The organism is Siminovitchia jepli, from assembly GCF_047228825.1.
In the GTDB taxonomy this organism is placed as follows: Bacteria; Bacillota; Bacilli; order Bacillales; family Bacillaceae_C; genus Siminovitchia.
Genome location: NZ_JBFEGN010000020.1, coordinates 22,280 through 45,070, shown reverse-complemented (window position 1 = coordinate 45,070; position 22,791 = coordinate 22,280). Strand labels below are relative to the sequence as shown.

Below are 22,791 nucleotides of genomic sequence, written 5' to 3'. Positions count from 1 at the left end.
TCCGGTATTAGCTCACGTTTCCGCAAGTTATCCCGGTCTTACAGGCAGGTTGCCCACGTGTTACTCACCCGTCCGCCACTCCGGATGTCAGGTATCGGAAGCCGGAAGCCTGATGAAAGCAGTTCACTGATGCTTTCAGCTTCCCCGAGAGGTCTTTCTCTCCGACCTCTGGCCTCTGATACCCGACATCCGGCGTTCGACTTGCATGTATTAGGCACGCCGCCAGCGTTCGTCCTGAGCCAGGATCAAACTCTCATATAAAGTAGTTTGTTTAGCTCATTATTTAAAGCTGGCAATGGTCTTAAACCATTATCAAAGTATTATTGACGTTTCGTTTCGTTCAGTTTTCAAAGATCAAACATTAGCCCGCCGCTTTAGAGGCGACTTTATTAATATAACACGCAAATTAGATACTGTCAACTAATTTTGAAATTCTTTTCCTGAGATCACTGGATTGTTCCCAACAGGATTATACTATCACCGTTGTCGGTCTTGGTCAATATATTTTTTATTAAATTTATGTTTTTTGGTCTTTAAATCAGGAAAAACACTTATCCACACTTGTGCATTTTTGCCAGTCATTTTTTCTATGATTAGTCAAAAATCTCCGGGGCTTTTTATGTTTCGCCCCCTAAATGGTTGTCTTTTTTCACTGCCGGACCTTTTTAGAACGGTCTCGACCTAGTGGGACGATAAGCGGCGTTTGGGTTACCGGGTCATTGATGACCTTGCACTTTAGTCCGAAAACCTCTTCGATAAGTTCTTCCGTCACGATGTTGGCTGGATTCCCTTGGGCGATAACCTTGCCAGCTTTCATGGCGATCAGATGAGTGGCATAGCGGGCAGCATGATTTAAATCATGGAGCACTGCCACTAAGGTCTTTCCTTGTTCATTGAGCTCTGTAAATAATTCGAGTAACTCAATTTGGTGTGCGATATCCAAGTAAGTGGTTGGCTCATCCAAAAGAAGCAATGGGGTTTGTTGGGCAAGCACCATCGCGACCCAGACACGTTGGCGTTGACCTCCGGAAAGCTCATCTACCAATCGGTTGCCAAGCTCGGTTGTATTGGTCAGCTCCATCGCCGTCATAACGGCTTGTTCATCTGCCTCAGTCCATTGCTGAATGAAGTTTTGATATGGATAACGTCCATGTGCCACCAAATTGGCGACGGTGATTCCATCAGGTGCAGTTGATGATTGTGGCAGAAGACCAAGTTTTTTTGCCACCTCCTTTGATTTATATGTACTAATTTTTTTCCCATCCAATAACACATGACCTGCTGAAGGTTTTATCATATTCGAAAGGGTGCGTAAAAGGGTGGATTTCCCACATGCATTAGGACCGATAATGACCGTAAAAGATTGGTCAGGAATCTCAATCTTGAGATTTTGGTAAATCACTCGATGATCGTATTGGATGGTAACATCTTCTGCTCCCAGTCGCGAACGTATAGGCGAAATCGTTTGGCTTTGAATATCTGCTTTTGTAATGGCCATAATCAATGACAACCTCTTTCAAGTCTATCGGTATATTTTATTGCTTTAAAAAGATGTTTATTTGCGCTTCCTATACTAAAAAAACCTGTCCTGGACCAATAGAATGATTTTATGCGCGTGGTTCTGCTTGTTTAAACGCCGCAGTTTTCTCCTTACGCGGCAGAACGTGCTTGGTGAAATAATAACCAAACTAAATACAACCCCCCAAGGGATAAGGTTAGTACCCCTACAGGAAGAATCGTTCCGGGAATCATTCTCTGTGCTAACACATCGGCACTTAATAAAATAAATGCACCGACTGCTGCTGTTGGAGCCAGACTTTCTTTCGTATTTGTTATGCGAAAGGCAATTTGCGGAGCAGCTAATGCCACAAAGGTAACCGGTCCCATAACAGCTGTCGCAGATGCTGTTAGAGCCACGGCAATCATAATCAATAAGAATTGCGACCATTCAACATGGACACCATGGGACTTAGCAGCATCCTTTCCCAACTCCATTTCGCGGAGAGGTCTATTCATGATTAGCGCTAATATAAGTAGAACCAATACGAACAGGGTTGCCGGCAACACATAGTACCAATTAACTCCGTTTAAAGACCCTACTCCCCAAGCACCCGCTGTTAATGCAACCTCAGCCTGACTTTGAAGAAGCAGCATTGAATTGAAACTGCCCAAAACGGTTGAAATGGCAATCCCGACAATAATTAATCGGAAGCCCTGTGTTCCTTTGCGAAAGGCAAATAAGTAAATGACAAATGCCGTTGCAAAACCGCCAATAAGCGAACCGATTGCGATAGAAGTATAGGACATCGACTTGATTACGAGCATCACGACCAAGGCTCCTGTATACGAGCCTGTAGTAAAACCAAGAATGTCAGGCGATCCTAAAGGATTTCGGGTAATCGATTGAAAAATCGATCCACTTACCGCCAGACCCGCACCAAAAACAATGGCAGCTAACACTCGCGGCAACCGCCAATCGATCACAACCGTCCTTTTAAATCCCGACATTTCACCAAAAAGTGAAGAAAACACCTCAGCAACACTTAATTTAAGTGTGCCAACCATGAGGGAAAACAAGGCAAGAGCTATTACAGCTATTAGGAAAATCCCAGTAACACTCATACTTCTTACATCTATTCGCAGTTTCACCGGTCCTTTTAGCTGTATATATTTCCGGCCAAAATCAACTCGACCCACGAAGTTCACTCCTTTTATCGTTAAATCTGATATCAAGGTTCTTGTCCCCACATCATAAACTACTCACTTTACGTCTCCTCATAAGGATAATAAGAATGGGGGCACCGACAAATCCCGTGATAATACCGACCGGAACTTCTGCTGGAGATATGACAACTCTTCCAATAATATCAGATAGAAGCAAAATCAATGGGGCTATGACCAAGGAATATAGAAAAATCCATGGTTGATCCGGGCCAATAAACCATCTCACACAATGGGGAACCATTAAACCGAGAAAAACAATTGGACCTGCAATTGCCGTTGCTCCACCCGCTAATAGCGTGACGGAAATCAAACCAAGAATTCGAATCATCTTCAGATTCACACCAAGAGAAGCGGCACGATCGTCACCATAGGCAATAGGATTTAACGCCGGGGCAATGGCCAAGGCTATTAAGATGCCGACAAGGAGAAACGGAATAATCGGCCAAAGATCTTCAAGACCTTTTCTTGCCAATGAACCAACTCTCCAGTTCAGCATCCCTGCAAATGCTCGGCTATTCATCAAAGATAGCGAAGTAGTGATTCCACCCAATGCTGCGCCCATTGCCACTCCTGCAAGGGTAATTTGTTCAGGCGATGGAGATTTTTTACCTGCACCACCACCAATGAAATATATGGCAACAGTTGTGGTTAGCGCCCCAGCAAGTGCAAACCATATATAAATTGACATCGATGTAATTGAAAAAACACCAACTGCCAATGCAACAGCAAAGGCTGCCCCTGCATTTACGCCAAGAATGCCGGGGTCAGCCAGTGGATTTCGTGTTAAAGCCTGAATCACAGCTCCTGCAAGACCAAAGGCTGGTCCAACCGCAAGGGCGATGATGGTACGCGGTATGCGAGACTCATGAACGACCGTATAGTCATAGCTGTTGGCGGAAGAAAACAGTGCTTCCCAAACGAAACCAAAGGAAAGCGGCTTTGCTCCAATCATGAGACTTAGAAAAATCGCCACCGATAAAAGGAATAGTGCGACGACTAATCCTATCATCCGTTGCAACCGTAAGGCAGTAATTGGCTTCATTTTCTTTTCAACTACTTTTTTTGGTTTACCTATTGGCTGCTTACTTGCTGTCACTATTTCACTCCCCGCCTTCTAAAGCTTGATGAAACATGGGTGGTAATTTTTCAATTGCCCAAAGTAAGGCAGGTGCCGTACCTGATGAAAAGGCATTTGCATAATCGCTATCAATAATAATCGATCGTCCATCAACAACTGAAGGGATTTTTTTATAAAGAGCATTGCCAGTTACCTCTTTTGTGTCTACCCAAATTGGTAAAACAACTGTTAAATCAGCATCTAAAAGCTCTAATTGCTCGTCTGCTATTTTAATATAGAAATCATCGTTTGCTTTTTCTTCAATTTCTTTTTTATTTGTAAAACCAAGCTTAGTCATAAAATCAACACGGGAATCTCCCGTGACATACGCCCCCCAGCCTTCAGACGTGTATGCGCCTACTGCAACAGTCTTGCCAGTAAATTGCGGGTATTTCTCCTTTGCTTTTTCAAAAGCAGCGTCAACATCCTTCAATAATTTTTCGCCTTCTGCTTCCTTTCCCAAGGCTTTCGCGATCATTTGAACTTGTTGTTGATAGGAGGTCAAGTAATTATCGCCGCCTTCAGGAACACCTACGGTTGGGGCAATCTCGGAAAGACGATTGTAACGTTCCTGATCACCGGAGGATCTTACATCGAGTATTAAGTCCGGCTCAAGTGAAGCAATTTGCTCATAATCAAGTTCCGTAGTTCCGAGAATAGTTGGGGGAGTTTTATAGGCTCCTTCTAACCAAGGCCCTACACCTTCACCGCCAAAAGCAAGCCAATCACTGGCACCAACAGGCTCTACTCCAAGGGCTAGAGCGGTTTCTGCATCACCCCAGCCAAGCGCAACAATACGTTCGGGCTGTTCTTTAATCTCTGCTTTGCCAAACTTTGTTTCAATTGTAACAGCTGAAAAGCCATTTGTTTCGTTATCTGATTTTTTCTCAGGCTGTTCACTTGTTTTAGAGCCACATGCAGCTAATCCAATCGCTACAAAAGCAACCATCACAAAGCTTAACAAATGAGTGAAGCGCAATTTTTTTCTCATTGACACATTTTCTCCCTTAACTCTTTTTTATAATTGCAAGCATTCATTGATAATGATTATCATTTTCTTTAATTATTGCCAGAACCTAAATATTTTGTCAAGAGTTGTTTATAGAGCCTAGGCATTTCCCGACAAGGAAAATACTGGTTTTCCCAGTTTGCAATTTTAATTTGAAGTGGATATTAGCAGCAAAATACTTCGTAAAGTGAATCAAAATGGAGTCATCCAATAAATAAAAGGCTATAAACCATTGGGTTTTATAGCCTTTCTTCATTATTCCCACTCAAAGATCTTTATAAAAGGATCCAGACAAATAGCCGAAATAATCTTCTCAAATTCTGTTTTTGTCCAATAAGGAACAACTGCTTTTCCTTTGGCGATTGCTTTCACCTTTTTAGAAACATTCACTTCAAAATATTGCATATCAACTGCCCTATCTAGACTTTTACAAAACATACAAATACCAAACTTGCATATGCCTGAGAATATCCGGCTCCTTTATCTGAAAGTAACCAGGTCCGATAACGTTGGACATCTTCTACAGCCAAAGAATGAAGGTCAATGTTTGAAAAGCGATCTCTCATACTTTCTATGGTTCGTTTGCGAACAGAAAAAGTACTTTCTTCTACCTCCGTTTCATAAGCAGGAATGTATACAATATCCATGAATTGACCATACGTCATATGTTAATTTCCATAACCATCTGCTTTATGATATTCATTTTTCACCTGTACCCATTCTTTAAAAGCTTGTAAAGCAGAAGCAACTTTTTTTCCTTGTTGATTTGTACGCTCTTTTTTCGAAGTCGCTTGCCAGTAATGCAATCTGTTCCCCGTTCCGTTTCATAGAAGTATCGTCCCGAGCTATATATACACCAGCATATTTTTAGCCATGACTGTCTTCCTCCAATTCTAGTTCACAACCTAGAATCGACTCGTGGGTACACGCCCTAAGCGTTTATTATGATCAAATTTGATTCGTATAGAATTATACTTGGGGTATCCAAGCTGGATTAAATCATGCTTTCTGAAACCTCTCCCCATTTCAATGGGGAGAGGTTTCAATTAGGGATTCAAATGTTACTTACAAAGACTAAACAAGAAGAAAAATCTAACCTTGAACAAACGTCTGTGAGTATAGATAAAAGCTCGAGTTGGAAATCAGTCAAACAAGGCTTTTTAGCGGAAATATTGAATCCTAAAACAGCATTATTCTTTTTAGCATTTTTACCTCAATTTATCCAAAATGACGGAAGTAGTGTGACATTACAACTTTTTGTTTTAGGGATTGTATTTGTGCTAATGAGTATTGTATATACCACTTTTTTGGCTTATTGTACAAGTTTCATAGGAGCAAAAATTTTCAAAACATCAGGTGTTTTTTCTAATAAAATCGAAAAAATTGTTGGTTTGATTTATATTGGATTAGGCATACGTTTAGCCCTTCAAACTCAAGAATAGATGGCGAATACAAACTATTCGTTTTCCAAAACCTAACCTGCTTTATGATTCTTATAAAATTATAGAATGAAAGAAAACACTTGTTTTTAAACAACCTTAGTAACCATCTATCAGTGTAACAGATAGATGGTTACTTTACTTCCGGGCACAAAATCAACAAACCTCATTTTCGGGGTAGTACCAGCGAAGCTGACACCACCCGCAATAAGAAAATGTCAAGGCTTGCCATCACAGCCCATGATATTTACCGAATAAAAAACGTATTTTTGTAAAGATTTCTCAAACATGATCATCTTATTCTACGCTCCAGCGGAAAAACCATGAGGACAAAATGATCGACACGATGGCGACACCAATGAGGACCGCGACATCCACGCCATTCTCCCAAATCGGTGTGAAATTCCATGTTTGCCTTATTAAATGAATGACGTAGTAAAGCGGAAGGATGTGGGCGATAACACGTAATACGTTTGGCATCCATTCAATCGGAAAGGTGGCTCCCGATAGAAAAATCATCAAATTCAAGGCAAGTGAACTGATGGCTGAGGCCGTTCGCACGGTTTTGGCAATTGAATTGATCAACAGGCCGAACGGGAAGAAGGCAACCAGGCTTAATAGGATGGCCAACAAGGTACTTCCCAAATATTTCGGTACATGTAAATTGAAGACGAGGAATCCAAAAATGAGAATAATTCCGGCGCTGATGGCAAAAATGACGGTTCCCTGCACGGTTTGCGCCGTTAACACCATCCAGGGCCTTACTGTTGTGACCTGATAGCGTCGCAAAATGCCTTTTTCACGATAGTTGGCCATCACCGTTCCGATTCCGAAAAACGCAGTGGTCAAGATATTCACGGCAATCCAGGACGGGATGTAAGCATTGCTGTAAGTCATCCCGCCGATTTCTGCGCTTCCGAACATCGCCCCGAATAGCCAGATCATCAGTACCGGAAACAGAAAGGTCCAGAACACGGCCATTTTTTCTCGAAAAAATAACTTGGTTTCCATTACCGACAGTTTCACAATTTTATTCACACTGATCGCTCCTTTAACAGGTGGACAAACAAATCATCCAGCGTGCCCCTCTCGAAACGGAATGCAGCCACTTTCCAACCGCGTTCTTCACATTCTTTTAAAACCAGGTAGGCAGAACGCTGGAGATTTTCCGTTTGAATTCTCACCCGATCCGCGGATTTTTCCACATGAATCACGCTGGGCAGGGCGATCAATACATCGGGATCCACATCAAAACTCTCAAACGCCAGGTAGTTTGTCGCCAGGTCTTCAAGCAACACATTCGGTTTTCCAAGTGCCCTGATTTTGCCATCGTACACCATGGCGATCCGGTCGCAAAGTTTTTCTGCTTCTTCCATATAATGCGTTGTGACCAGGATGGTGGTTCCTTGTTTCTTCAGGGTATGGATGACTTCCCACAATTCGCGGCGTGCTTGCGGATCAAGCCCCATGCTCGGTTCATCCAAAAACACGATTTCGGGTTGATGCAAAACGGATAAAGCGAGCGTTACCCGTTGTTTCCAGCCACCGGAAAGATCCTTGAAATACGAATTGAGTTTGTCTTTCAAATGTAATTGTTCAATAATGTCCATCAGGTTATGATGTGTGTCATAAAAAGAGGAAAACAGATTCAGCGCTTCTTTGACCTTCATTAACTCCTGTATGGATGTGGCCTGGAACTGCACCCCGATTTTTTTATTTAATTGATAGCGGTCGGATTCCTTGGCGGGGTCAAAGCCGAGTACGTGCACGTTTCCGGAATCTCTTTTCCGCAGTCCTTCCAGAATCTCAATGGTGGTGGTCTTACCGGCTCCGTTCGGACCGATAATCCCGAAAATTTCGCCTCTTTCGACTGTAAACGAAACCCCCTGTACGGCTCGAGTTTCCCCGTACTGTTTGGTCAAGCCTTCAACTTCAATGACAGGTTTCATCTTTTTTCTCCTTCTTTCAAAAAAAATGAATGGATTTTTGCTCTTCAGTCTTGCATGACAAAAAAGGTTATTCCGGCAGCCACCCTTTGTTTTCGGCAATTGAGACGGCATCCATCCTGTTTCTCGCTTCAAGCTTCTGAATAATTTCGGAAATGTAGTTGCGGATCGTAGCTGGAGAGATATATAGAGCCTTACTGATTTCTTTGACGGAGTCGCCCTTCTTCAAGTGCAACAAAATCTCGGATTCTCGTTTCGTGAGTGGATTGATTTCTTCCATCATGGAAAAAGTAAGGTGCGGGCTAAAGACACGCTTGCCCGCGTGAATTTTTCGCAGTGCTTCCGCCAATTCGGACACGGGCGTATCTTTTAGCAAATAACCCATCACTCCGGCCTTCACGGCACGTTGCAGGTACCCGCTTCGGGCGAAGGTGGTCACGATGGCGACCCGGCATTCACTGACTTCATCCCTCAACTTTTCCGCTGCCTCCAGTCCGCTTAACAATGGCATCTCTATATCGAGCACGGCAATATCGGCGTTTTTTTCCTGGACCAGCCGGAGAGCCTGTTCACCGTTGTCGGCTTCCCCGACAATTTCAATATCTTCTTCCAGGGCCAACAACTGGCTGACCGCGGATCGAAGCATTCCCTGATCTTCCGCAATGACGATTCTCATTGGATTCCCTCCTTCTTGATCGCCGGTTTCTTGACTTTCGGCACGATAATCGTGATTTTCGTCCCTTTTGTTTCCCCGGTTTCCACTTCAAGTTTCCCTTCGATCAGCAACAACCGTTCTTTCATGCCCAACAAGCCGCTGCCGAACCGGTCGTGATTTTCCTTCCCAATACCAACTCCGTCATCCTCCACCTGAAGAATGTATTTTCCTGGTCCTTCTTCGAGGCGGATTGTGCATTTGTGCGCGCCGCTGTGTTTCACGACATTGGTGACACATTCGCGGAGACACAGGCTCAGGATATTTCGAATAATCGGCGGGGCCCCACCAAGTTCATCATTGCGTTCCAATTTGAATGAAATTCCGGCGGACTCGCACATTTGGGCCGCCTGCTGGCACTCCTCGCCGAGATCGATGGACTGCATATCACTGATCAGTTCCCGAACCTGCAACAAAACGGATCTTGAAATATTCTGGACCTCACGTGCTTCTTTTGAGGCTTGGTCGGGATTCCTGGGAATCAGCCGCTCCACCAATTCACCTTTCAACGTAATTAGAGACAGGGTATGGCCCAGCGTGTCATGAAGATCACGGGCGATTCGCTGGCGCTCTTCATTTTTAATCAGTCGGGAAATTTCATCATTGGCATGTTGTAACCCCAATTTCATTTCATGTGATTTCCGGATCATTCTCACCATGTAGGGCAACAAGAAAAGAATGAGGAGAATCGAATACCAGCCAAGGTACAATGGATTCGACTCTTTCCAGAAATAGAACCCAACCGCCCCGGCAAAGAGCACAGCCATGAGTACGGTCATCCCGGTAATTTTACGGTAGGATGGGTACTTGCCGATCACCAAAGCCGGATAAAAGCCGAAGCTCAATTCCCACGGGCTCAAGAAAGCCCCCCATAAAGCAATCGCGACCAGTTGAACAATGATGAAAAAGGTTCGGTGTTTCGCATTCATAATGCTGATCAAATGAGCTGTTGCGATTATAAAAAACAAAAGATAGTTGTACCCAGTCGGTTGCGGAAAAATAATCATAGAAATCAATGGAGGAAGCAACATCATTGTTTCCCACGGCAGTCTGGCGTGAGCCATTTCTTACCACCTTCCTCATTTTGCTCTATCATACCATATGGCTTTGAGCCATTGACCTTAACCTTTTTCGTTGGTAATCGAGGCCCCGGGAATTTGGGTCTGCTTCCAGTGTTTCAGCCACATCGGAACCAACCAGATCGAAAGTAAGAAGACCACGACATGCACCGGCTGTGCAATAACCCAGAATTTATCTGCGGGCGGATTGGCCCAAACATTCAGTGAAGACAACAGAGTGACACCCCCGGCCAGCAGAACATAATAGAGTGAAGGTTTGGCAGTTTTTTGAAACCACTTTACGAAAATCATTGCCCCGGCGATATTTGCGATGATCGAAGCAACCGCAATGGAGATCCAATTTAACTGGGAGAACCACAGGCCTGTCACAGCACCTAACAGGTAAGCCGCAGCAATACCTGCCGCTCCTGAAATAACCCCTGCATATAAACCGACTAATATACCTTTTCTCATTGTTCTTTGTGCCTCCTTCATTTAATTTATTAAAAGCATATCGAAAAGCCGACAGGGGCCGGTAGTTATGTATATCACTTTTTTGAAATGATAAATATCATTTTTTAAAGGTTTTTCGGATCGGTTCATGTTATTAAAAATGACTTTTTAAGGAAAAATGGCGGCAACATCTACGGACTGGCCCGATTACATTTCTAATTTTCTTCCTTATTGCTGGTACCCCCCATTTAACCTATATAAATCCGGACAGTTTTATTTGTTGACAAATTCTAATTATTAAAGATACCATTTAAACATAAATATTTAAAAAATTGAGATGAATCACTTTGGAAGGAAAACCTTCCGTGAGCAACTCGCACAGTTCCTATCGTAATGTCGATATTAGGCAGTGATGAACGTTATGATCATATTCTTATGTATAAACAAGTGCCCACCTTTATTTGGAAGCTATACATGCTAAACCAAATAAAGGAGGATGCTTATTATTATGAACATGAATCGATCGATGGTTATGATCTTTATCTTTGTCGCTACCTTTTTAGCGGCTGCAGAGTCATCGATTGTTACGACGGCTATGCCGAAAATTGTATATAATTTAATATTGGGTAGATATTCATAAGCTGTAGAATGTTTGTTTTTACAACTAATTAATAAAAAAGAGTATTCCGATATTCATTCAGTTTAAATTGGGTAGAAAATCAGCATATCATAATAATGAAAATGTTATGATTTTTTATGGAAGAAAGGTGGAGTGACAACATGTTTTCATTTATTGTCGTTGTGTTTCTTTTATTTTTAGTCCCGGGTCCTGCAGTGATTATTACAATTTCTCAAACGATAAAAAGCGGGAGAAAAAATGGTATTATGACTGCTTGTGGAATCGCCTTAGGGGATAGTATTCACGTGTTGTTCGCTGTTTTAGGGTTATCAGCGATATTATTAAGTTCTGCTCTAGCATTTGAAATCGTCAAATATATCGGAGCTCTTTATTTATTTTACTTAGGAATTCAAATATTACTGACAAAGGCTAAACAAGAAGAAAAATCAAACCTTGAACAAACGTCTGTGAGTACAGATAAAAGCTCGAGCTGGAAATCAATTAAACAAGGCTTTTTAGCGGAAATATTGAATCCCAAAACAGCATTATTCTTTTTAGCATTTTTACCTCAATTTATCCAAAATGACGGAAGTGGTGTGACATTACAACTTTTTGTTTTAGGTATTGTATTTGTGCTAATGAGTATTGTATATACCACTTTTTTGGCTTATTGTACAAGTTTCATTGGAGCAAAGATGTTCAAAACATCAGGTGTTTTTGCTAATAAAATCGAGAAAATTGTTGGTTTGATTTATATTGGATTAGGCATACGTTTAGCGCTTCAAACTCAAGAATAGATGGCGAATACAAACTATTCGTTTCCCAAAACTTAACCTACTTCATGATTCCTATAAAATTATAGAATGAAAGAAAACGCTTATTTTTAAACAACCTCAGTAACCATCTATCAGTGTAACAGATAGATGGTTACTTTACTTCCAAGCACAAAATCAACAAACCCCATTTTCTCTGAGCAATGATCTCGAAATATTAATTCTAGCCGGGGTATTCTTTTTTAGTACTATGTTTGGTATTTCCATAATGATCGACTGCGAAGCTAAACAACACTTTCATCAAAAACAGTAAGCTAATGGTCAACATATATGGAGTTATTCCTGGCAGCATCGGCACGACCCCCAGACCAACAGACAAAAGCAAGCCCGCTACAAATAATTGCACATGCTTCCCAATAAGGGAGTTTACGATAAAAGCCCCGATGATCGTATAAGCCCATATCCCTACTGAATACCCAATATTTGTATTGAGAAGCAGGGCAATAAGCACGATATGGACGTGGATCGCGATGAATACGATCCGATTTTTTTTCCGCACCGCATAAAAATTGCTAGTTGATGCTGTAAAATTCGCTATAACGCCCGCAAAAACATCGAAAATCAATAATAATGCCAGGGCGCTGCGCCACACCGGCAAATCGTTGGCCAATTCAGGGAATCGGTAATATAACGCAGCCGCCAATATACCGCCAAAAAGCAGTATCGCTAAAATAGATCCAACAGACTGTTTCTCACCAAATACATCATGCAAAAAAGAAGGAATTCGAAGCTTTCTCATTTCACGCCACTCCCATCATCAATAAATAACACCTTTTTATAAAGTTATGTATTATGTATAGCATTTATCTCTAAAACTATTATATCTACATGAACTTCATTGTTCAATATGTTTTGTACTGTTTTTATTGAATCAGTCTAAAACTTTGGTTACACTACATATGAGGTGAACGATGATGAACGGTTACGAACGACGGAAACAGAAAAAAATGGAGCAAATATTCAGCGCATCGATTGAATTATTTTTCAAATACGGCTTTCAGAAGGTTAGCATGAATGAGATTGCGCATAAAGCGAATGTTTCTCCTGCAACCATATATAATTACTTCGGGACAAAAGAACAGCTTTATACTGATTCTCTGATGAATTGGCTGGACAAGCAGTTGGCACAGTACGAGGACATACTGAATTCCGAGTTATCTTTTCTTGAAATAACTAAAAAAATCATGCTGTTGGAGGCTAAAAATTTGAAAATTTTAGCAGATGAGTTTCCGAAATTCCCATCTTCTGATTTAAGAGGGTTGATACAAATGATGGACGGTTATAGCGAGCAGAAGGTCGTACCTTTTTTTAAGAAGTTTGTCGCACTTGGAAAACAAGAGGGGTATATTCGAAAAGATCAATCTGAAGAGATGATGATGCGTTATTTTACAATGTTCCAAAATGAACTGGTCCGGAATTGGGAGGGATCGAATCAAAAGTGGACAACCGAGAATATGGATCAATTGATGGAATTGTTCTTTTATGGGGTAGCTGGACGGGCACAGCCTCAGGAATAGTACAAACCGAATCCCTTTTTTGCGAAATTAACAATACTTTTATTAGTGATCGTCTTGTAGTTGTGTGTCAGTATTTCCGTCAAACAATACTGCTTGTAGAGTGATAAGGGTCTCGCCTTCACCAAAGAAGTCTAACACTTTTTCGTTAATGGTAGAGACAATATTATATCGCGCAGTATCCAAGAGTGAAATAATCGGTAAAGAAGCTTTGGCTATTATCCGCCACCATTGACCTAGCTTTTGTCCGTGTTGTGAAACGTAACGCAGGATGGCTAAAAATAAAGCCTAGAGACTCATCCTGCATTTGATGGTAACACGGACAAATCGATTCTAAGTATTCGCTGATGGGGCCCCGACCCCTTCCACCGCATACTAAGAATCGGGCACTACGGTCAATGGCAAGCAGCTATCGCTGTGGCTTTGAGCAAACATTAAATTTGATACTTCTATTTACAGCCGAAGTTAACGCAAATATTTAATTGTCAAAGATCAAATTTTTGTTTTTGAATTATATAATACAAGGGAGTGTTGAAAATGATAAAACAGGAAGAACTACTTGCCCGCCAACTGCAGCTGCAAGCTGAAGCAGATGCAATTGTTGAAGAAATGCACCTTAAGCAATTGCTGGAAGAAGCCGGTACACCACTAAAGGTAGGGAGTGCGGCTCTAGGTTTAATGGTTTGGAGAGACCTCGATATGACAGTCGTTTGTTCTAAGTTAAACATCGCTACAATTTCTGGAATAGCTTCGCAATTGATGTCCAATCCTCAAGTCCGCGATTTGAAATTCATCAATGGATCCAGCCTATCCCGACGGTTATTTTCTAGGTATCATCGCCCCTTCCGTAACCTTCAATAGCGAGTAGATCACTGACAAGTCATCGACAGAAAACCATATATTCCGATTTTAGATCACTATGTTATATTGAATGACTTTCAACCAAATTTTCCGAAGAGACAGAAAATAAAAGCCGCGTGAGGAATAAGCAAAGGGGCCAAGCCTTTTTAGCTCGCCCCCCATCCTATTAATGATCTGCTATCCTTAAGCCTTTCAATTTCACTCCCGCTCAATCCCTTGTCCATCCACGCGATGGCTCTCGATTAACTGCATAACCCACGTTTCATCAAATCGAAGCTTTTCCAGCCGATGCCGGAAAAAGATCTGAATATATTTCTGCTCCCCGCCGGGAATCCGTTCGTCTTTGCTCGCATATTCCAACCGTTCTTCCTCGTGGCGGATTTCATAACGCAGGTAATCTTTGTATTGATGCAAAATTAAAAACTGCAATTCCTTGCTGATCAGTTCAAAATTTTTCAGTTTCGTATAAAAATGCAGCTCGTAATCCGGCGAATATGGAATCGGTTCTTCCATCAATCGAAAAAAACGTATTCTGCCTTCGTCCGTAAGTTTATAAGTCTTTATTTTTTTTCCTCTTCCTTTTTTGGCACCCTCCGGTTGCTCATCGGGAACCTGTTCGATCAGCCCGTCCGCAAGCATGCCGTGGATCAGCGGATAAATCGCCCCCCAGCTGACTTTTCGCGTAGGACCAACGATCCCGTTCAAAATCTGATGCAGCAAATAGCCATGCATTGGGTTATTCATCAATTCGCCGAGTATGAACAATTCGTACAAACGAAAGCCCCCCTTGTAGGTTTACTGCTTTTAAGCAAACAACAGTATAACATACGGCTGCCTGAAAAAACAGAAAATCCGCAGGTCGCGACTTTTCCAGGCCGCATCCGTTTGCGGCCGGTTCCGGTATTTCGCTTTATTACCCTGCCGTTACGCCGAATGCTGCTGCGCCATCACTTGGCGGTGTTTCGGCAGGAATGATACGGCGAGCAGGTTCGCAATCGCGATCCCCAACATGAGTAGAAAAACGGCATGCATTCCGGCAGTCAGCTCCGTTTTGGAGCCGATTATGGTTACATACTGGTTGTAAATCGTGCCGAATACCGCGATGCCGACCGTTTGGCCCAGCGCACGGGCCAGCATGCTGGAAGCGTTGGCGACGCCGCGTTTTTCCCAGCCGACGACCGATTGCACGACAACGGTGGAGGGCGTCGCAACGAACCCCATTCCCAATCCGATTAGCACGAGGATACCGATCCAAAATACGTAGGGCGAGTTCATCTGAAGCGCAATCAACCAGATGGAGCCTGCCATGACCAGCGAAGAGCCGAATACGATCGATGCCTTCACCCCGACCCGGTACATGAGCCGGCCGGCGATGTTGGAGGCGAGCGGCCAGGCCAGCGACATCGGCATAGCGATCAGGCCCGAGCTTGTCGCGGAATTACCGAGCACGGATTGAATCCAGATCGGCGAGTACACCGTCAACCCCGACGTAATGCTGAACGTCAGAAAACCGCTGATATTGGTGACGTTCAATACGCGGATCCGGAAAATCGATAACGGGATCATCGGTTCCTCCGCCCGTTTTTCAATCCAGAGGAACAACATAAAACATACGGCCGATGCCGCGAACAGCCCCATGATCACCGGGGAATCCCAGGTATGCCGTGACCCGCCGCTCAGCAGCGCATACAACAGCGCGGAGAAGGCAATGGTAAACATAATCGCGCCGAGGTAATCGATTTTTTTCGCCTGACGTTCGATCGGCTGGTGCAAAAATACGACGACCAGCAGCAGGGCGATGATGCCGATCGGCACGTTAATGTAGAAAATCCATCGCCAGGAAACTTGATCGACGAAGTAACCTCCGATTAGCGGGCCGAGAAGGCCAGCCACGGACCAAACGGACGAAAAGACACCCATCATTTTGCCGTGCTGCTTGCCCGAGAACAAATCGCCGATGACGGTAAAGCACACGGGCGCAAGCGCCCCGGCACCAAATCCTTGCAAAGCCCGGAACCAAATGAGCCCCGTCATCGATTGCGCGGCTCCGCACAAGATGGAACCGAGCACGAATAAACCGATGCTGGAGGCGAACACAAGTTTGCGCCCGAACAAATCGGCGAGCTTGCCGAAAATGGGCGTCGCCACGCAGGTGGTCAACGTATAAATCGCAAACACCCAACTGAACAGCGTCTCGCCGTGCAAATCCTTGATCATATGCGGGGTAGCGGTGGCGACGACGGTCGCATCCAAAGCGCCAATAAACATCGCCGCCAGCAGTCCGGCGACAACCATGTTGACGTTGGTTTTCGAGGCCATGCAGAAAACGCCTCCTTACATTTTCTTTATGCCGCCCTTTGGTTTAACGATTGCAAACCAAGTAAAGGGTATTGCCTTCAGGATCGTTGAAATGCACGACATTGGCCGCCTTGCCTTCCACGGAATCTTGGAATTGAACGCCGCGGGATTTCAGCGTTTCGATGGCTGACTCCATGTCCTCCACCTCAAACCCTATGGACATGCTGCCCGATTTTTCCGGAAGGGAACCTTGTTCTCCGGCAAGATGCAGGAGACCGATCGTCAATCCAGGTGCCGCGATTTGCGCAAAATGCCCGTCACCGTGCTGCAGCTCCAATCCCAAGGTTTCGGCGTAAAATTTTACCGCCTTTTTCATATCCGCTACCATTACAGTCACATTGCCGCTTTTGAACATCTTATATTTCCTCCTTATTCGTTTGATCTATTTTATTATATCAAATTAATATAATAAGTAAACATATCTTATTGATATATTTTTATAAAAAATGGTGAGGAGCTACGTAAAAAAGAGAACGCCAAAGGGCGCTCTCTCTATCCGGGCAGCCTTGCGTCGCCCTCGATCCTGCCGCACGTGATGTGCCTTTCTCAATGATGGGTGAAGTATGCTAGACTAAAACAGCCTTAGCCCGATGAGAAGCTCGAGCTAAGGCGGCTTAGACATTTTGTTTTATTCCACCGTCTACTTGACGATATCACTAAAGGGCGGCTTTCAATCTTGACGTTATTGCATCATTACTGTCTTTGGAATGCAACCTTTAGGCCTAGTCCGGTATAGATTGTTCCGACGAATTTGCTACCTAGGCGGCTTAAACGGCTTATCCATGTCCTCCGTTTAACCAGTTTTCCAAGTGCAGAGATACCTAGTACAATCGAGGTTGTATACAATGCACTTAAAATCACAAAGACGACACCAAGGATCAAAAACTACATGGTGACTTGACCTCGTTCGTGATGAACAAATTGAGGCAAAAAAGCCAGAAAAAACAGCGCTGTCTTTGGATTAAGAACTTCTGCAACAGTTGCCGAAAAGAATGACTTTAAAGCTCCTCCCGATTTAACCTTTGGAAGTTGCGGTTCTGATGGCTTACTCATCATTTCGCGAACTCCTAAATATAGTAAGTATACCGCTACTAAATTGAAAGCTAGAGCAGAGGTCATCAATATAGTGGAGAGCCCGACAGTAGCAAATAAGGTGTGAAGAAAATCCCCGATTGCGATGCCAAGCCCTGCCATAATGCCTCCTTTTCGCCCGTTTTGAACGGTACGAGTAATGGTAAGAAGAATGGCTGGTTCTGGAATTAAAAATAGAAGAATGACAACGATCACATACGCTAGTAAAGTTGAAAAATCCGACATCAGGCTTCCCCCTTCAAAAGCATTCAAGATGATATATTGTTGTTACGGTTTTGCAGCCATTGTTCAAATTCAGCGGGTGTGCTCACTTTATGATCTAATACAGCCGTATAGATATCAAAGCTTTTCACCTGTTTACCATACTCGGCTCTCGATGCCCAGACAGTTTTGATCCGCAGGATAGAGAGAACCGCCTCTTCATGAAGACGACCGGGCAACGTACGAATATGCCGCAGATCAGGTTGTTTCTCAGGATCATCAACGAACCAAATATCTAGCGACCATTGGTTCTCGCTTTTAGATAAGTAATCCAATCCAATAAAATACCCGTCCGTGTAAGCCGGATCGGTGTTCCAGCTACCGGTATCGTTCATAAATTTCATCTGCCGAATCTTGGGATTCAATATCAATTGCGAAGCAATTCGAGAGATTACAGCAATGTCCAACTTGGAACAAACGACCGTCATATCAAGGTCTCTCCAAGTCATTAAACCGAGTGCCGCACTTCCAACTTTGACGGGCATGCCGGCTGCTTTTAGCGATTGGATAAGGTTCAATTCTTCCACCACTGCAGCGGCCTCCGCTTGCAGCTGAAATTGACAAGCAAGCAGATCTTCACGTTTTATCATTTGTTCGCTCCCCTCTTGACGCGCTCATGCCAATTGTTCCTATAGTTTTTTCTATAGTGGTCAACCGCAAAGCCAAAGATGACTTTCAACATAAATAATGGAAAAAAGAATTATTCAATTCATTTACTTTTGCCACTCCATTAAAATCTTATGCAATGGCCTTGTTATAAACGCGAGTTGACCAAATCAATGTGATAATTGTAATAACCGCAATGACAATAAATCCTGCGAAAACTGATTGGTTTATAATTGATCCTTCCGCTAATTTTTTGGATGCTTCTACTCCATAATATAGCGGATTGAAATGGGCGAGTACTTGTAACCACTTTGGTCCAAATGACATTGGTAATAAAATTCCGGAAAGTAAGGTTAACGGTAATTGTAAACTTGTTACTACGGCAGCAACCCCACCCACATCTTGGAAAATTAAACCCAGACTTCCAGACCATGCTGAAACCATCATCGTAAGAACCGAGAGTAATATTAATTGTAATAAAATACCAACAAAGTGCATTTCATAACCAAATAAACTTGAGATTACTAAAACGATAATTGCTGGAATAAGGAACGCTACGACATCTTTTAATACCCCTCCCATTAACATAGCGAACCGACTGGCTGGGGTTACACGTAAACGTTCAATAATCCCACTTTTTAGGTCAAAAACCATTGACCATCCAGCACCCATTCCTGAACTAAACGCTAAGAGAACTAAAATTCCCGGCACAAACATATCTAAAACCTGAGCTGTAGTCATAGCAGGATGGGTAATGTTTTTCAATAATGGACTAAATAATAAGATATATAACAAGGGAGTCATCAAACCTGAGATTACCCAAACAATTTGGCGAGCTGACTCTTTTAATTTACGAACAAAGAAAATATTCGTTTCCCGTACAACCTGCATCATTGTTCTTCTTCCTTTCCGCCATCACGCAATTCTTTACCAGTTAATGTTAAAAAGACATCATTTAAGGAAGGCATTGATAACGATAAATTGGCTAATTCAATCTGATGTTCTTTTGTGAAGTTAATAATATCAGTAATTAATTCTTCACCTATGTCAGTGTAAATGGAAAATTTCATATTTGCTTCTGTCACTTTATCAAGTTCTAATTGTTTAAAAAATAGTTTCATTTTTTCGCTGTCATGCAGATGTTTCATTTCCATTGAAACAACTTCACTCGAAATCTTTTTCTTTAATTCTGTAGGTGTTCCTTCAGCGATAATATTGCCGTGGTCTATGATAATTAAACGGTCACATAACGCGTCCGCTTCTTCTAAATAGTGAGTCGTTAGGAAAATGGTCATTCCATTGTCACGTAATTTTTTAATGTGCTGCCATAAATTAGCGCGGTTTTGTGGATCAAGTCCTGTCGTTGGTTCATCAAGAAATAAAACTTTTGGTTCATGTAAAATTCCTTGAGCAATCTCTACACGACGTTTTTGCCCGCCAGACAATGTACGAACAAAGCGCGGAAGTAATTCATGAAAATCTAGCAATTTACTCAATTGCTCAATTCTTTGCACTGTAACATCATTTGATAGCCCATATAATTTTCCTGATAGTTCCAGATTTTCCCGTACTGTGGCGTTTGGATCAGCACCACCAAGCTGACTAACATAGCCTATATTTGCACGGACTTTTTTGGCTTCGGTTAACACATTATATCCAGCTATATAAGCTGTTCCGCTACTAATGGGCAACAATGTTGTCAGTATTCTTTGTGTAGTAGTTTTACCTGCTCCGCTCGGTCCAAGAAAACCAAAAATTTCTCCTTGATCGACTGTAAAGCTAATATTATCAACGGCAATAATTTTTTCCTTTTTGCTCACATAAGTCTTACTTAAACTTTCAACACTTATTAATTTGAACATAATGTTTATCCCCTTCTTTCTTTGTTTTTCAGCTTCTTTTAATACCCAAGCTTTACGATAGCATCAAGCCTATTCCGGACTATTACCCGTCTCACTTCCTATCGCGAAAGGAGTGTATACATTTTCATAAGCCACATGCATCGTCATCCCTCTTAACGCATGATCCAAATTGTGGCAGTGATCCATCCATAGACCAGGATTATTTGCCAGGAAAGCAACTTCAAACGTCTCGCCGGGTTCAATATTTACAGTATCTAGGACAAGTGGGCTACCACTAATCGGTTTTCCATTTTTACTAATGACTTGGACATGGTGTCCATGAAGGTGCATCGGATGATCGGCAAAACTCCGGTTTACAAATGTTGTCTTCACAAGATCTCCCTCCTTGACCATAAGGGTCGGAGTATCAGGGAACGTTTTTCCGTTAATAACCCACTGTTGTCCTGCCTCACCGTTATAGACACCAAAATAGGTCTGATCAAGAATGAGTGTAAACGTTCTGTCGAACACGGTCGAGGTATTGAATGGAGCCTGTGCCGGTGATCCATATTTAGTGATATCTAAAATCTCTCCCTCATCGAGCACATTTCGTTCCCCATGTCCGTCTGGGCTATACACTATTCCTATTGGTTTGCCTTCCATTAGCATTGCCAGCGTAACGGCAGTGTCAGGCATGATGAATTCGATATCGTAACGCCCCCCTCCTCCGATTCGTAATAAACTAGTCGTCAGAGTACCTGGCTCATTCAACTCATACCCATCGATGGCTACAACCTTGAAAGGCACGCCGTTCAAGGAAAACGTACGAGTTAAATTACCCGCATTTACGAGACGGAGACGTACGGGTGTTCCCGGATTAACCATTTTCCTTTGGAATGTATCTGCCGTATCCAGGGCTGGAATATTCCTGCCGTCCGGAGTGATCCAATCATGGGCCACAATCGTCGTATCCATCGTTTTTGTTTCACGTTGACTGGATGGATGTATGATAAAGGCCCCGAATAGCCCCTTTTGCACTTGGATGGAGGACTGCTGGTGGGAATGGTACCAATGAGTTCCCGCCTCTTTTACAACAAAACGATAGGTATACGACTCTCCAGGCATTACGGCATCCTGCGTCATCCCGGCAACTCCATCCTCACCATTAGGGACATCTACTCCGTGCCAGTGAATGGTAACCCCACTATCGATATTTTTATTCACCAATCTTACTTCCACCAAATCCCCTTCGTTGGCGACAAGCTCTGGGCCTGGGCTCTGACCATTAAACGTCCACGCTTCAATGGTTTCACCGGAAGCAAGACGAATCTTCTTTGTCTCTGCGTAGAGGACGTATTTTTTGTCAGGAACGTCTGTTTGAGGTCCTTTCAACTCCACAACACTAATCGGCTTACTGTCTGAATTGGAATCATGACCGTCATGGTGGGCATTTGTATTTTTATCTAAGCTGTAATCTCCACCCCCAAAATCGGCAGTATGGTGATGGACCATATTCATCCTGCCAGGAAATTCACTCATCTGTTGAGAAACGACTAATCCTGTTATGGCTACTACAAACACCAAAACGAAATATACAGCTCCTCTTATGATTCTTATGCTAAATCGTGGAAGCCGATTTTCAAGTATCCTTATCCTTCTTCCATGGTAAAGCCATAGCAGACCTGCTGAAATGATCAGTGCCCCACCATAAATCAAAAGATCTTTTGTATTAGGAATTGCAGGTATGTCTATCGTTACTAAAAAAAAGGCAAGTACTGCTCCCACAGTCATTACATGTACAGACACAATAAAGAACAGTAAAGACTTTTTATTGGTTTCCCTCGATAAGTTAGGCAGCGCAAAGATCAACACAATTGCCGCTGGCAAGCTTAACAGAGGCAATAGGTTCAAGACCCGGTCCATGATAAATAGCCATCCGTAATTTACGAAAATTATCATGATGTCCAGTGCCCAAACCATGATTAGGGCGGTACCGATATAGACGCCAACTTTGGCTGCTTTTAGCCATAATCGGAAGCTCGATTCACTCTCTCCCACATATTTGAGGTGATTCGCGGCATAGCCAGTAGCCCCTGAGACACCCACTAGTACCAGTAATAACAAAAATTCTACTCCCATAAGGAATTCGAACACGACTGTTCCCTCTTTTCCTGAAATTTATCTTAATTATTAAGATAAATGGATGAATCATGTTTATGTCATAATATCAATCAGTCGTTACCTTTACCTCAGTCTTAAGGCTGATTAAGAGTTCTGACTGCCCCAACATATATCGCTCAGTGAATGGATCCCTTATGTTATACTTTATGAATCGAGATAAATTAAAG

General features: G+C 42.8%; 26 protein-coding genes and 1 rRNA gene. 5 read left to right on the top strand and 22 right to left on the bottom strand.

Annotation, left to right across the window (positions count from 1 at the left end):
* From AB1L08_RS09645 to AB1L08_RS09610, 8 genes are all read right to left on the bottom strand, one after another.
* Positions 1 to 261, bottom strand: a 16S ribosomal RNA gene (locus AB1L08_RS09645); the annotation flags it as partial.
* 388 nt (positions 262 to 649) lie between these two features.
* On the bottom strand, positions 650 to 1,498 hold the full coding sequence (locus AB1L08_RS09640; protein ID WP_413064443.1) for an ABC transporter ATP-binding protein: 849 nt from the start codon (positions 1,496 to 1,498) through the stop codon (positions 650 to 652).
* Positions 1,499 to 1,650: 152 nt separating this feature from the next.
* Positions 1,651 to 2,697, bottom strand: coding sequence for a FecCD family ABC transporter permease (locus AB1L08_RS09635; protein WP_413064440.1), 1,047 nt, complete (start codon positions 2,695 to 2,697; stop codon positions 1,651 to 1,653).
* A 52-nt stretch (positions 2,698 to 2,749) separates the two neighbouring features.
* On the bottom strand, positions 2,750 to 3,820 hold the full coding sequence (locus AB1L08_RS09630) for a FecCD family ABC transporter permease (RefSeq protein WP_413064439.1): 1,071 nt from the start codon (positions 3,818 to 3,820) through the stop codon (positions 2,750 to 2,752).
* Between the two features lie 4 nt (positions 3,821 to 3,824).
* Positions 3,825 to 4,832 carry an iron-siderophore ABC transporter substrate-binding protein gene (locus AB1L08_RS09625; protein ID WP_413064438.1) on the bottom strand — a complete coding sequence of 336 codons (1,008 nt, stop codon included), beginning with the start codon at positions 4,830 to 4,832 and terminating at the stop codon, positions 3,825 to 3,827.
* Positions 4,833 to 5,105: 273 nt separating this feature from the next.
* Entirely contained in the window at positions 5,106 to 5,255 is a 150-nt protein-coding gene (locus AB1L08_RS09620; protein ID WP_413064437.1) for a hypothetical protein, read from the bottom strand.
* A gap of 14 nt (positions 5,256 to 5,269) precedes the next feature.
* Positions 5,270 to 5,515: a tyrosine-type recombinase/integrase gene (locus tag AB1L08_RS09615; protein WP_413064436.1), complete on the bottom strand. Its 246-nt coding sequence runs from the start codon at positions 5,513 to 5,515 to the stop codon at positions 5,270 to 5,272.
* Positions 5,516 to 5,518: 3 nt separating this feature from the next.
* A complete protein-coding gene (locus AB1L08_RS09610) occupies positions 5,519 to 5,656 on the bottom strand; it encodes a hypothetical protein (protein ID WP_413064435.1) in 138 nt (45 codons plus the stop codon).
* Positions 5,657 to 5,851: 195 nt separating this feature from the next.
* Here AB1L08_RS09610 and AB1L08_RS09605 point away from each other — a divergent pair, with 195 nt between their 5' ends.
* Positions 5,852 to 6,292 carry a LysE family translocator gene (locus tag AB1L08_RS09605; RefSeq protein ID WP_413064434.1) on the top strand — a complete coding sequence of 147 codons (441 nt, stop codon included), beginning with the start codon at positions 5,852 to 5,854 and terminating at the stop codon, positions 6,290 to 6,292.
* 294 nt (positions 6,293 to 6,586) lie between these two features.
* Here AB1L08_RS09605 and AB1L08_RS09600 read toward each other — a convergent pair whose 3' ends face one another.
* The 5 genes from AB1L08_RS09600 to AB1L08_RS09580 form a co-directional block, all read right to left on the bottom strand.
* Complete coding sequence (locus AB1L08_RS09600; protein ID WP_413064433.1) at positions 6,587 to 7,327, bottom strand: ABC transporter permease; 741 nt, start codon at positions 7,325 to 7,327, stop codon at positions 6,587 to 6,589.
* A complete protein-coding gene (locus AB1L08_RS09595) occupies positions 7,324 to 8,238 on the bottom strand; it encodes an ABC transporter ATP-binding protein (protein ID WP_413064432.1) in 915 nt (304 codons plus the stop codon). The genes AB1L08_RS09600 and AB1L08_RS09595 overlap by 4 nt, the downstream gene beginning before the upstream one ends.
* Before the next feature lie 67 nt (positions 8,239 to 8,305).
* Entirely contained in the window at positions 8,306 to 8,911 is a 606-nt protein-coding gene (locus AB1L08_RS09590; RefSeq protein WP_413064431.1) for a response regulator transcription factor, read from the bottom strand.
* Positions 8,908 to 10,011 (bottom strand): sensor histidine kinase, encoded by a 1,104-nt coding sequence (locus AB1L08_RS09585; RefSeq protein ID WP_413064430.1) that lies wholly within the window; start codon positions 10,009 to 10,011, stop codon positions 8,908 to 8,910. Before AB1L08_RS09585 ends, AB1L08_RS09590 begins: the two co-directional genes overlap by 4 nt.
* A gap of 57 nt (positions 10,012 to 10,068) precedes the next feature.
* On the bottom strand, positions 10,069 to 10,479 hold the full coding sequence (locus AB1L08_RS09580; RefSeq protein ID WP_144463655.1) for a hypothetical protein: 411 nt from the start codon (positions 10,477 to 10,479) through the stop codon (positions 10,069 to 10,071).
* A gap of 487 nt (positions 10,480 to 10,966) precedes the next feature.
* Here AB1L08_RS09580 and AB1L08_RS09575 point away from each other — a divergent pair, with 487 nt between their 5' ends.
* Both AB1L08_RS09575 and AB1L08_RS09570 read left to right on the top strand, forming a co-directional pair.
* On the top strand, positions 10,967 to 11,098 hold the full coding sequence (locus tag AB1L08_RS09575) for a hypothetical protein (RefSeq protein WP_413064429.1): 132 nt from the start codon (positions 10,967 to 10,969) through the stop codon (positions 11,096 to 11,098).
* A 140-nt stretch (positions 11,099 to 11,238) separates the two neighbouring features.
* On the top strand, positions 11,239 to 11,874 hold the full coding sequence (locus tag AB1L08_RS09570) for a LysE family translocator (RefSeq protein ID WP_413064428.1): 636 nt from the start codon (positions 11,239 to 11,241) through the stop codon (positions 11,872 to 11,874).
* Between the two features lie 199 nt (positions 11,875 to 12,073).
* On the opposite strand, the gene AB1L08_RS09565 is transcribed toward AB1L08_RS09570, so the two are convergent.
* A complete protein-coding gene (locus AB1L08_RS09565; RefSeq protein ID WP_413064427.1) occupies positions 12,074 to 12,649 on the bottom strand; it encodes a hypothetical protein in 576 nt (191 codons plus the stop codon).
* Positions 12,650 to 12,824: 175 nt separating this feature from the next.
* Here AB1L08_RS09565 and AB1L08_RS09560 point away from each other — a divergent pair, with 175 nt between their 5' ends.
* Both AB1L08_RS09560 and AB1L08_RS09555 read left to right on the top strand, forming a co-directional pair.
* Complete coding sequence (locus tag AB1L08_RS09560; protein ID WP_413064442.1) at positions 12,825 to 13,427, top strand: TetR/AcrR family transcriptional regulator; 603 nt, start codon at positions 12,825 to 12,827, stop codon at positions 13,425 to 13,427.
* Positions 13,428 to 13,961: 534 nt separating this feature from the next.
* Positions 13,962 to 14,285, top strand: coding sequence for a hypothetical protein (locus AB1L08_RS09555; RefSeq protein WP_413064426.1), 324 nt, complete (start codon positions 13,962 to 13,964; stop codon positions 14,283 to 14,285).
* Between the two features lie 198 nt (positions 14,286 to 14,483).
* Here the strand turns inward: AB1L08_RS09555 and AB1L08_RS09550 are convergent, their stop codons facing one another.
* The 8 genes from AB1L08_RS09550 to AB1L08_RS09515 all read right to left on the bottom strand — a co-directional run bounded on the left by AB1L08_RS09550 (position 14,484) and on the right by AB1L08_RS09515 (position 22,567).
* On the bottom strand, positions 14,484 to 15,059 hold the full coding sequence (locus AB1L08_RS09550; protein WP_413064425.1) for a PadR family transcriptional regulator: 576 nt from the start codon (positions 15,057 to 15,059) through the stop codon (positions 14,484 to 14,486).
* 150 nt (positions 15,060 to 15,209) lie between these two features.
* Positions 15,210 to 16,604 carry an MDR family MFS transporter gene (locus AB1L08_RS09545; RefSeq protein ID WP_413064424.1) on the bottom strand — a complete coding sequence of 465 codons (1,395 nt, stop codon included), beginning with the start codon at positions 16,602 to 16,604 and terminating at the stop codon, positions 15,210 to 15,212.
* 43 nt (positions 16,605 to 16,647) lie between these two features.
* A complete protein-coding gene (locus AB1L08_RS09540; protein ID WP_413064423.1) occupies positions 16,648 to 16,998 on the bottom strand; it encodes a VOC family protein in 351 nt (116 codons plus the stop codon).
* Positions 16,999 to 17,528: 530 nt separating this feature from the next.
* A complete protein-coding gene (locus AB1L08_RS09535) occupies positions 17,529 to 17,960 on the bottom strand; it encodes a LysE family translocator (protein ID WP_413064422.1) in 432 nt (143 codons plus the stop codon).
* Between the two features lie 23 nt (positions 17,961 to 17,983).
* The gene (locus AB1L08_RS09530) at positions 17,984 to 18,586 is read right to left on the bottom strand and encodes a hypothetical protein (protein ID WP_413064421.1); all 603 of its coding nucleotides are present in this window, start codon (positions 18,584 to 18,586) and stop codon (positions 17,984 to 17,986) included.
* Positions 18,587 to 18,734: 148 nt separating this feature from the next.
* Complete coding sequence (locus AB1L08_RS09525; RefSeq protein WP_413064420.1) at positions 18,735 to 19,496, bottom strand: ABC transporter permease; 762 nt, start codon at positions 19,494 to 19,496, stop codon at positions 18,735 to 18,737.
* Complete coding sequence (locus AB1L08_RS09520) at positions 19,493 to 20,464, bottom strand: ATP-binding cassette domain-containing protein (protein WP_413064419.1); 972 nt, start codon at positions 20,462 to 20,464, stop codon at positions 19,493 to 19,495. The genes AB1L08_RS09525 and AB1L08_RS09520 overlap by 4 nt, the downstream gene beginning before the upstream one ends.
* Before the next feature lie 69 nt (positions 20,465 to 20,533).
* Positions 20,534 to 22,567, bottom strand: coding sequence for a multicopper oxidase family protein (locus AB1L08_RS09515; protein WP_413064418.1), 2,034 nt, complete (start codon positions 22,565 to 22,567; stop codon positions 20,534 to 20,536).
* Positions 22,568 to 22,791 lie beyond the last annotated feature (224 nt).

Excerpts from the sequence above, each read along its gene's own strand:
- AB1L08_RS09590 (WP_413064431.1), bottom strand. The coding sequence starts at position 8,911 with ATGAGAATCGTCATTGCGGAAGATCAGGGAATGCTTCGATCCGCGGTC.
- AB1L08_RS09540 (WP_413064423.1), bottom strand. The coding sequence starts at position 16,998 with ATGTTCAAAAGCGGCAATGTGACTGTAATGGTAGCGGATATGAAAAAG.
- AB1L08_RS09640 (WP_413064443.1), bottom strand. The coding sequence starts at position 1,498 with ATGGCCATTACAAAAGCAGATATTCAAAGCCAAACGATTTCGCCTATA.
- AB1L08_RS09535 (WP_413064422.1), bottom strand. The coding sequence starts at position 17,960 with ATGTCGGATTTTTCAACTTTACTAGCGTATGTGATCGTTGTCATTCTT.
- AB1L08_RS09565 (WP_413064427.1), bottom strand. The coding sequence starts at position 12,649 with ATGAGAAAGCTTCGAATTCCTTCTTTTTTGCATGATGTATTTGGTGAG.
- AB1L08_RS09575 (WP_413064429.1), top strand. The coding sequence starts at position 10,967 with ATGAACATGAATCGATCGATGGTTATGATCTTTATCTTTGTCGCTACC.
- AB1L08_RS09595 (WP_413064432.1), bottom strand. The coding sequence starts at position 8,238 with ATGAAACCTGTCATTGAAGTTGAAGGCTTGACCAAACAGTACGGGGAA.
- AB1L08_RS09555 (WP_413064426.1), top strand. The coding sequence starts at position 13,962 with ATGATAAAACAGGAAGAACTACTTGCCCGCCAACTGCAGCTGCAAGCT.
- AB1L08_RS09520 (WP_413064419.1), bottom strand. The coding sequence starts at position 20,464 with ATGTTCAAATTAATAAGTGTTGAAAGTTTAAGTAAGACTTATGTGAGC.
- AB1L08_RS09580 (WP_144463655.1), bottom strand. The coding sequence starts at position 10,479 with ATGAGAAAAGGTATATTAGTCGGTTTATATGCAGGGGTTATTTCAGGA.
- AB1L08_RS09560 (WP_413064442.1), top strand. The coding sequence starts at position 12,825 with ATGAACGGTTACGAACGACGGAAACAGAAAAAAATGGAGCAAATATTC.
- AB1L08_RS09585 (WP_413064430.1), bottom strand. The coding sequence starts at position 10,011 with ATGGCTCACGCCAGACTGCCGTGGGAAACAATGATGTTGCTTCCTCCA.
- AB1L08_RS09615 (WP_413064436.1), bottom strand. The coding sequence starts at position 5,515 with ATGACGTATGGTCAATTCATGGATATTGTATACATTCCTGCTTATGAA.
- AB1L08_RS09620 (WP_413064437.1), bottom strand. The coding sequence starts at position 5,255 with ATGCAATATTTTGAAGTGAATGTTTCTAAAAAGGTGAAAGCAATCGCC.
- AB1L08_RS09570 (WP_413064428.1), top strand. The coding sequence starts at position 11,239 with ATGTTTTCATTTATTGTCGTTGTGTTTCTTTTATTTTTAGTCCCGGGT.
- AB1L08_RS09605 (WP_413064434.1), top strand. The coding sequence starts at position 5,852 with ATGCTTTCTGAAACCTCTCCCCATTTCAATGGGGAGAGGTTTCAATTA.
- AB1L08_RS09545 (WP_413064424.1), bottom strand. The coding sequence starts at position 16,604 with ATGGCCTCGAAAACCAACGTCAACATGGTTGTCGCCGGACTGCTGGCG.
- AB1L08_RS09525 (WP_413064420.1), bottom strand. The coding sequence starts at position 19,496 with ATGATGCAGGTTGTACGGGAAACGAATATTTTCTTTGTTCGTAAATTA.
- AB1L08_RS09625 (WP_413064438.1), bottom strand. The coding sequence starts at position 4,832 with ATGAGAAAAAAATTGCGCTTCACTCATTTGTTAAGCTTTGTGATGGTT.
- AB1L08_RS09530 (WP_413064421.1), bottom strand. The coding sequence starts at position 18,586 with ATGATAAAACGTGAAGATCTGCTTGCTTGTCAATTTCAGCTGCAAGCG.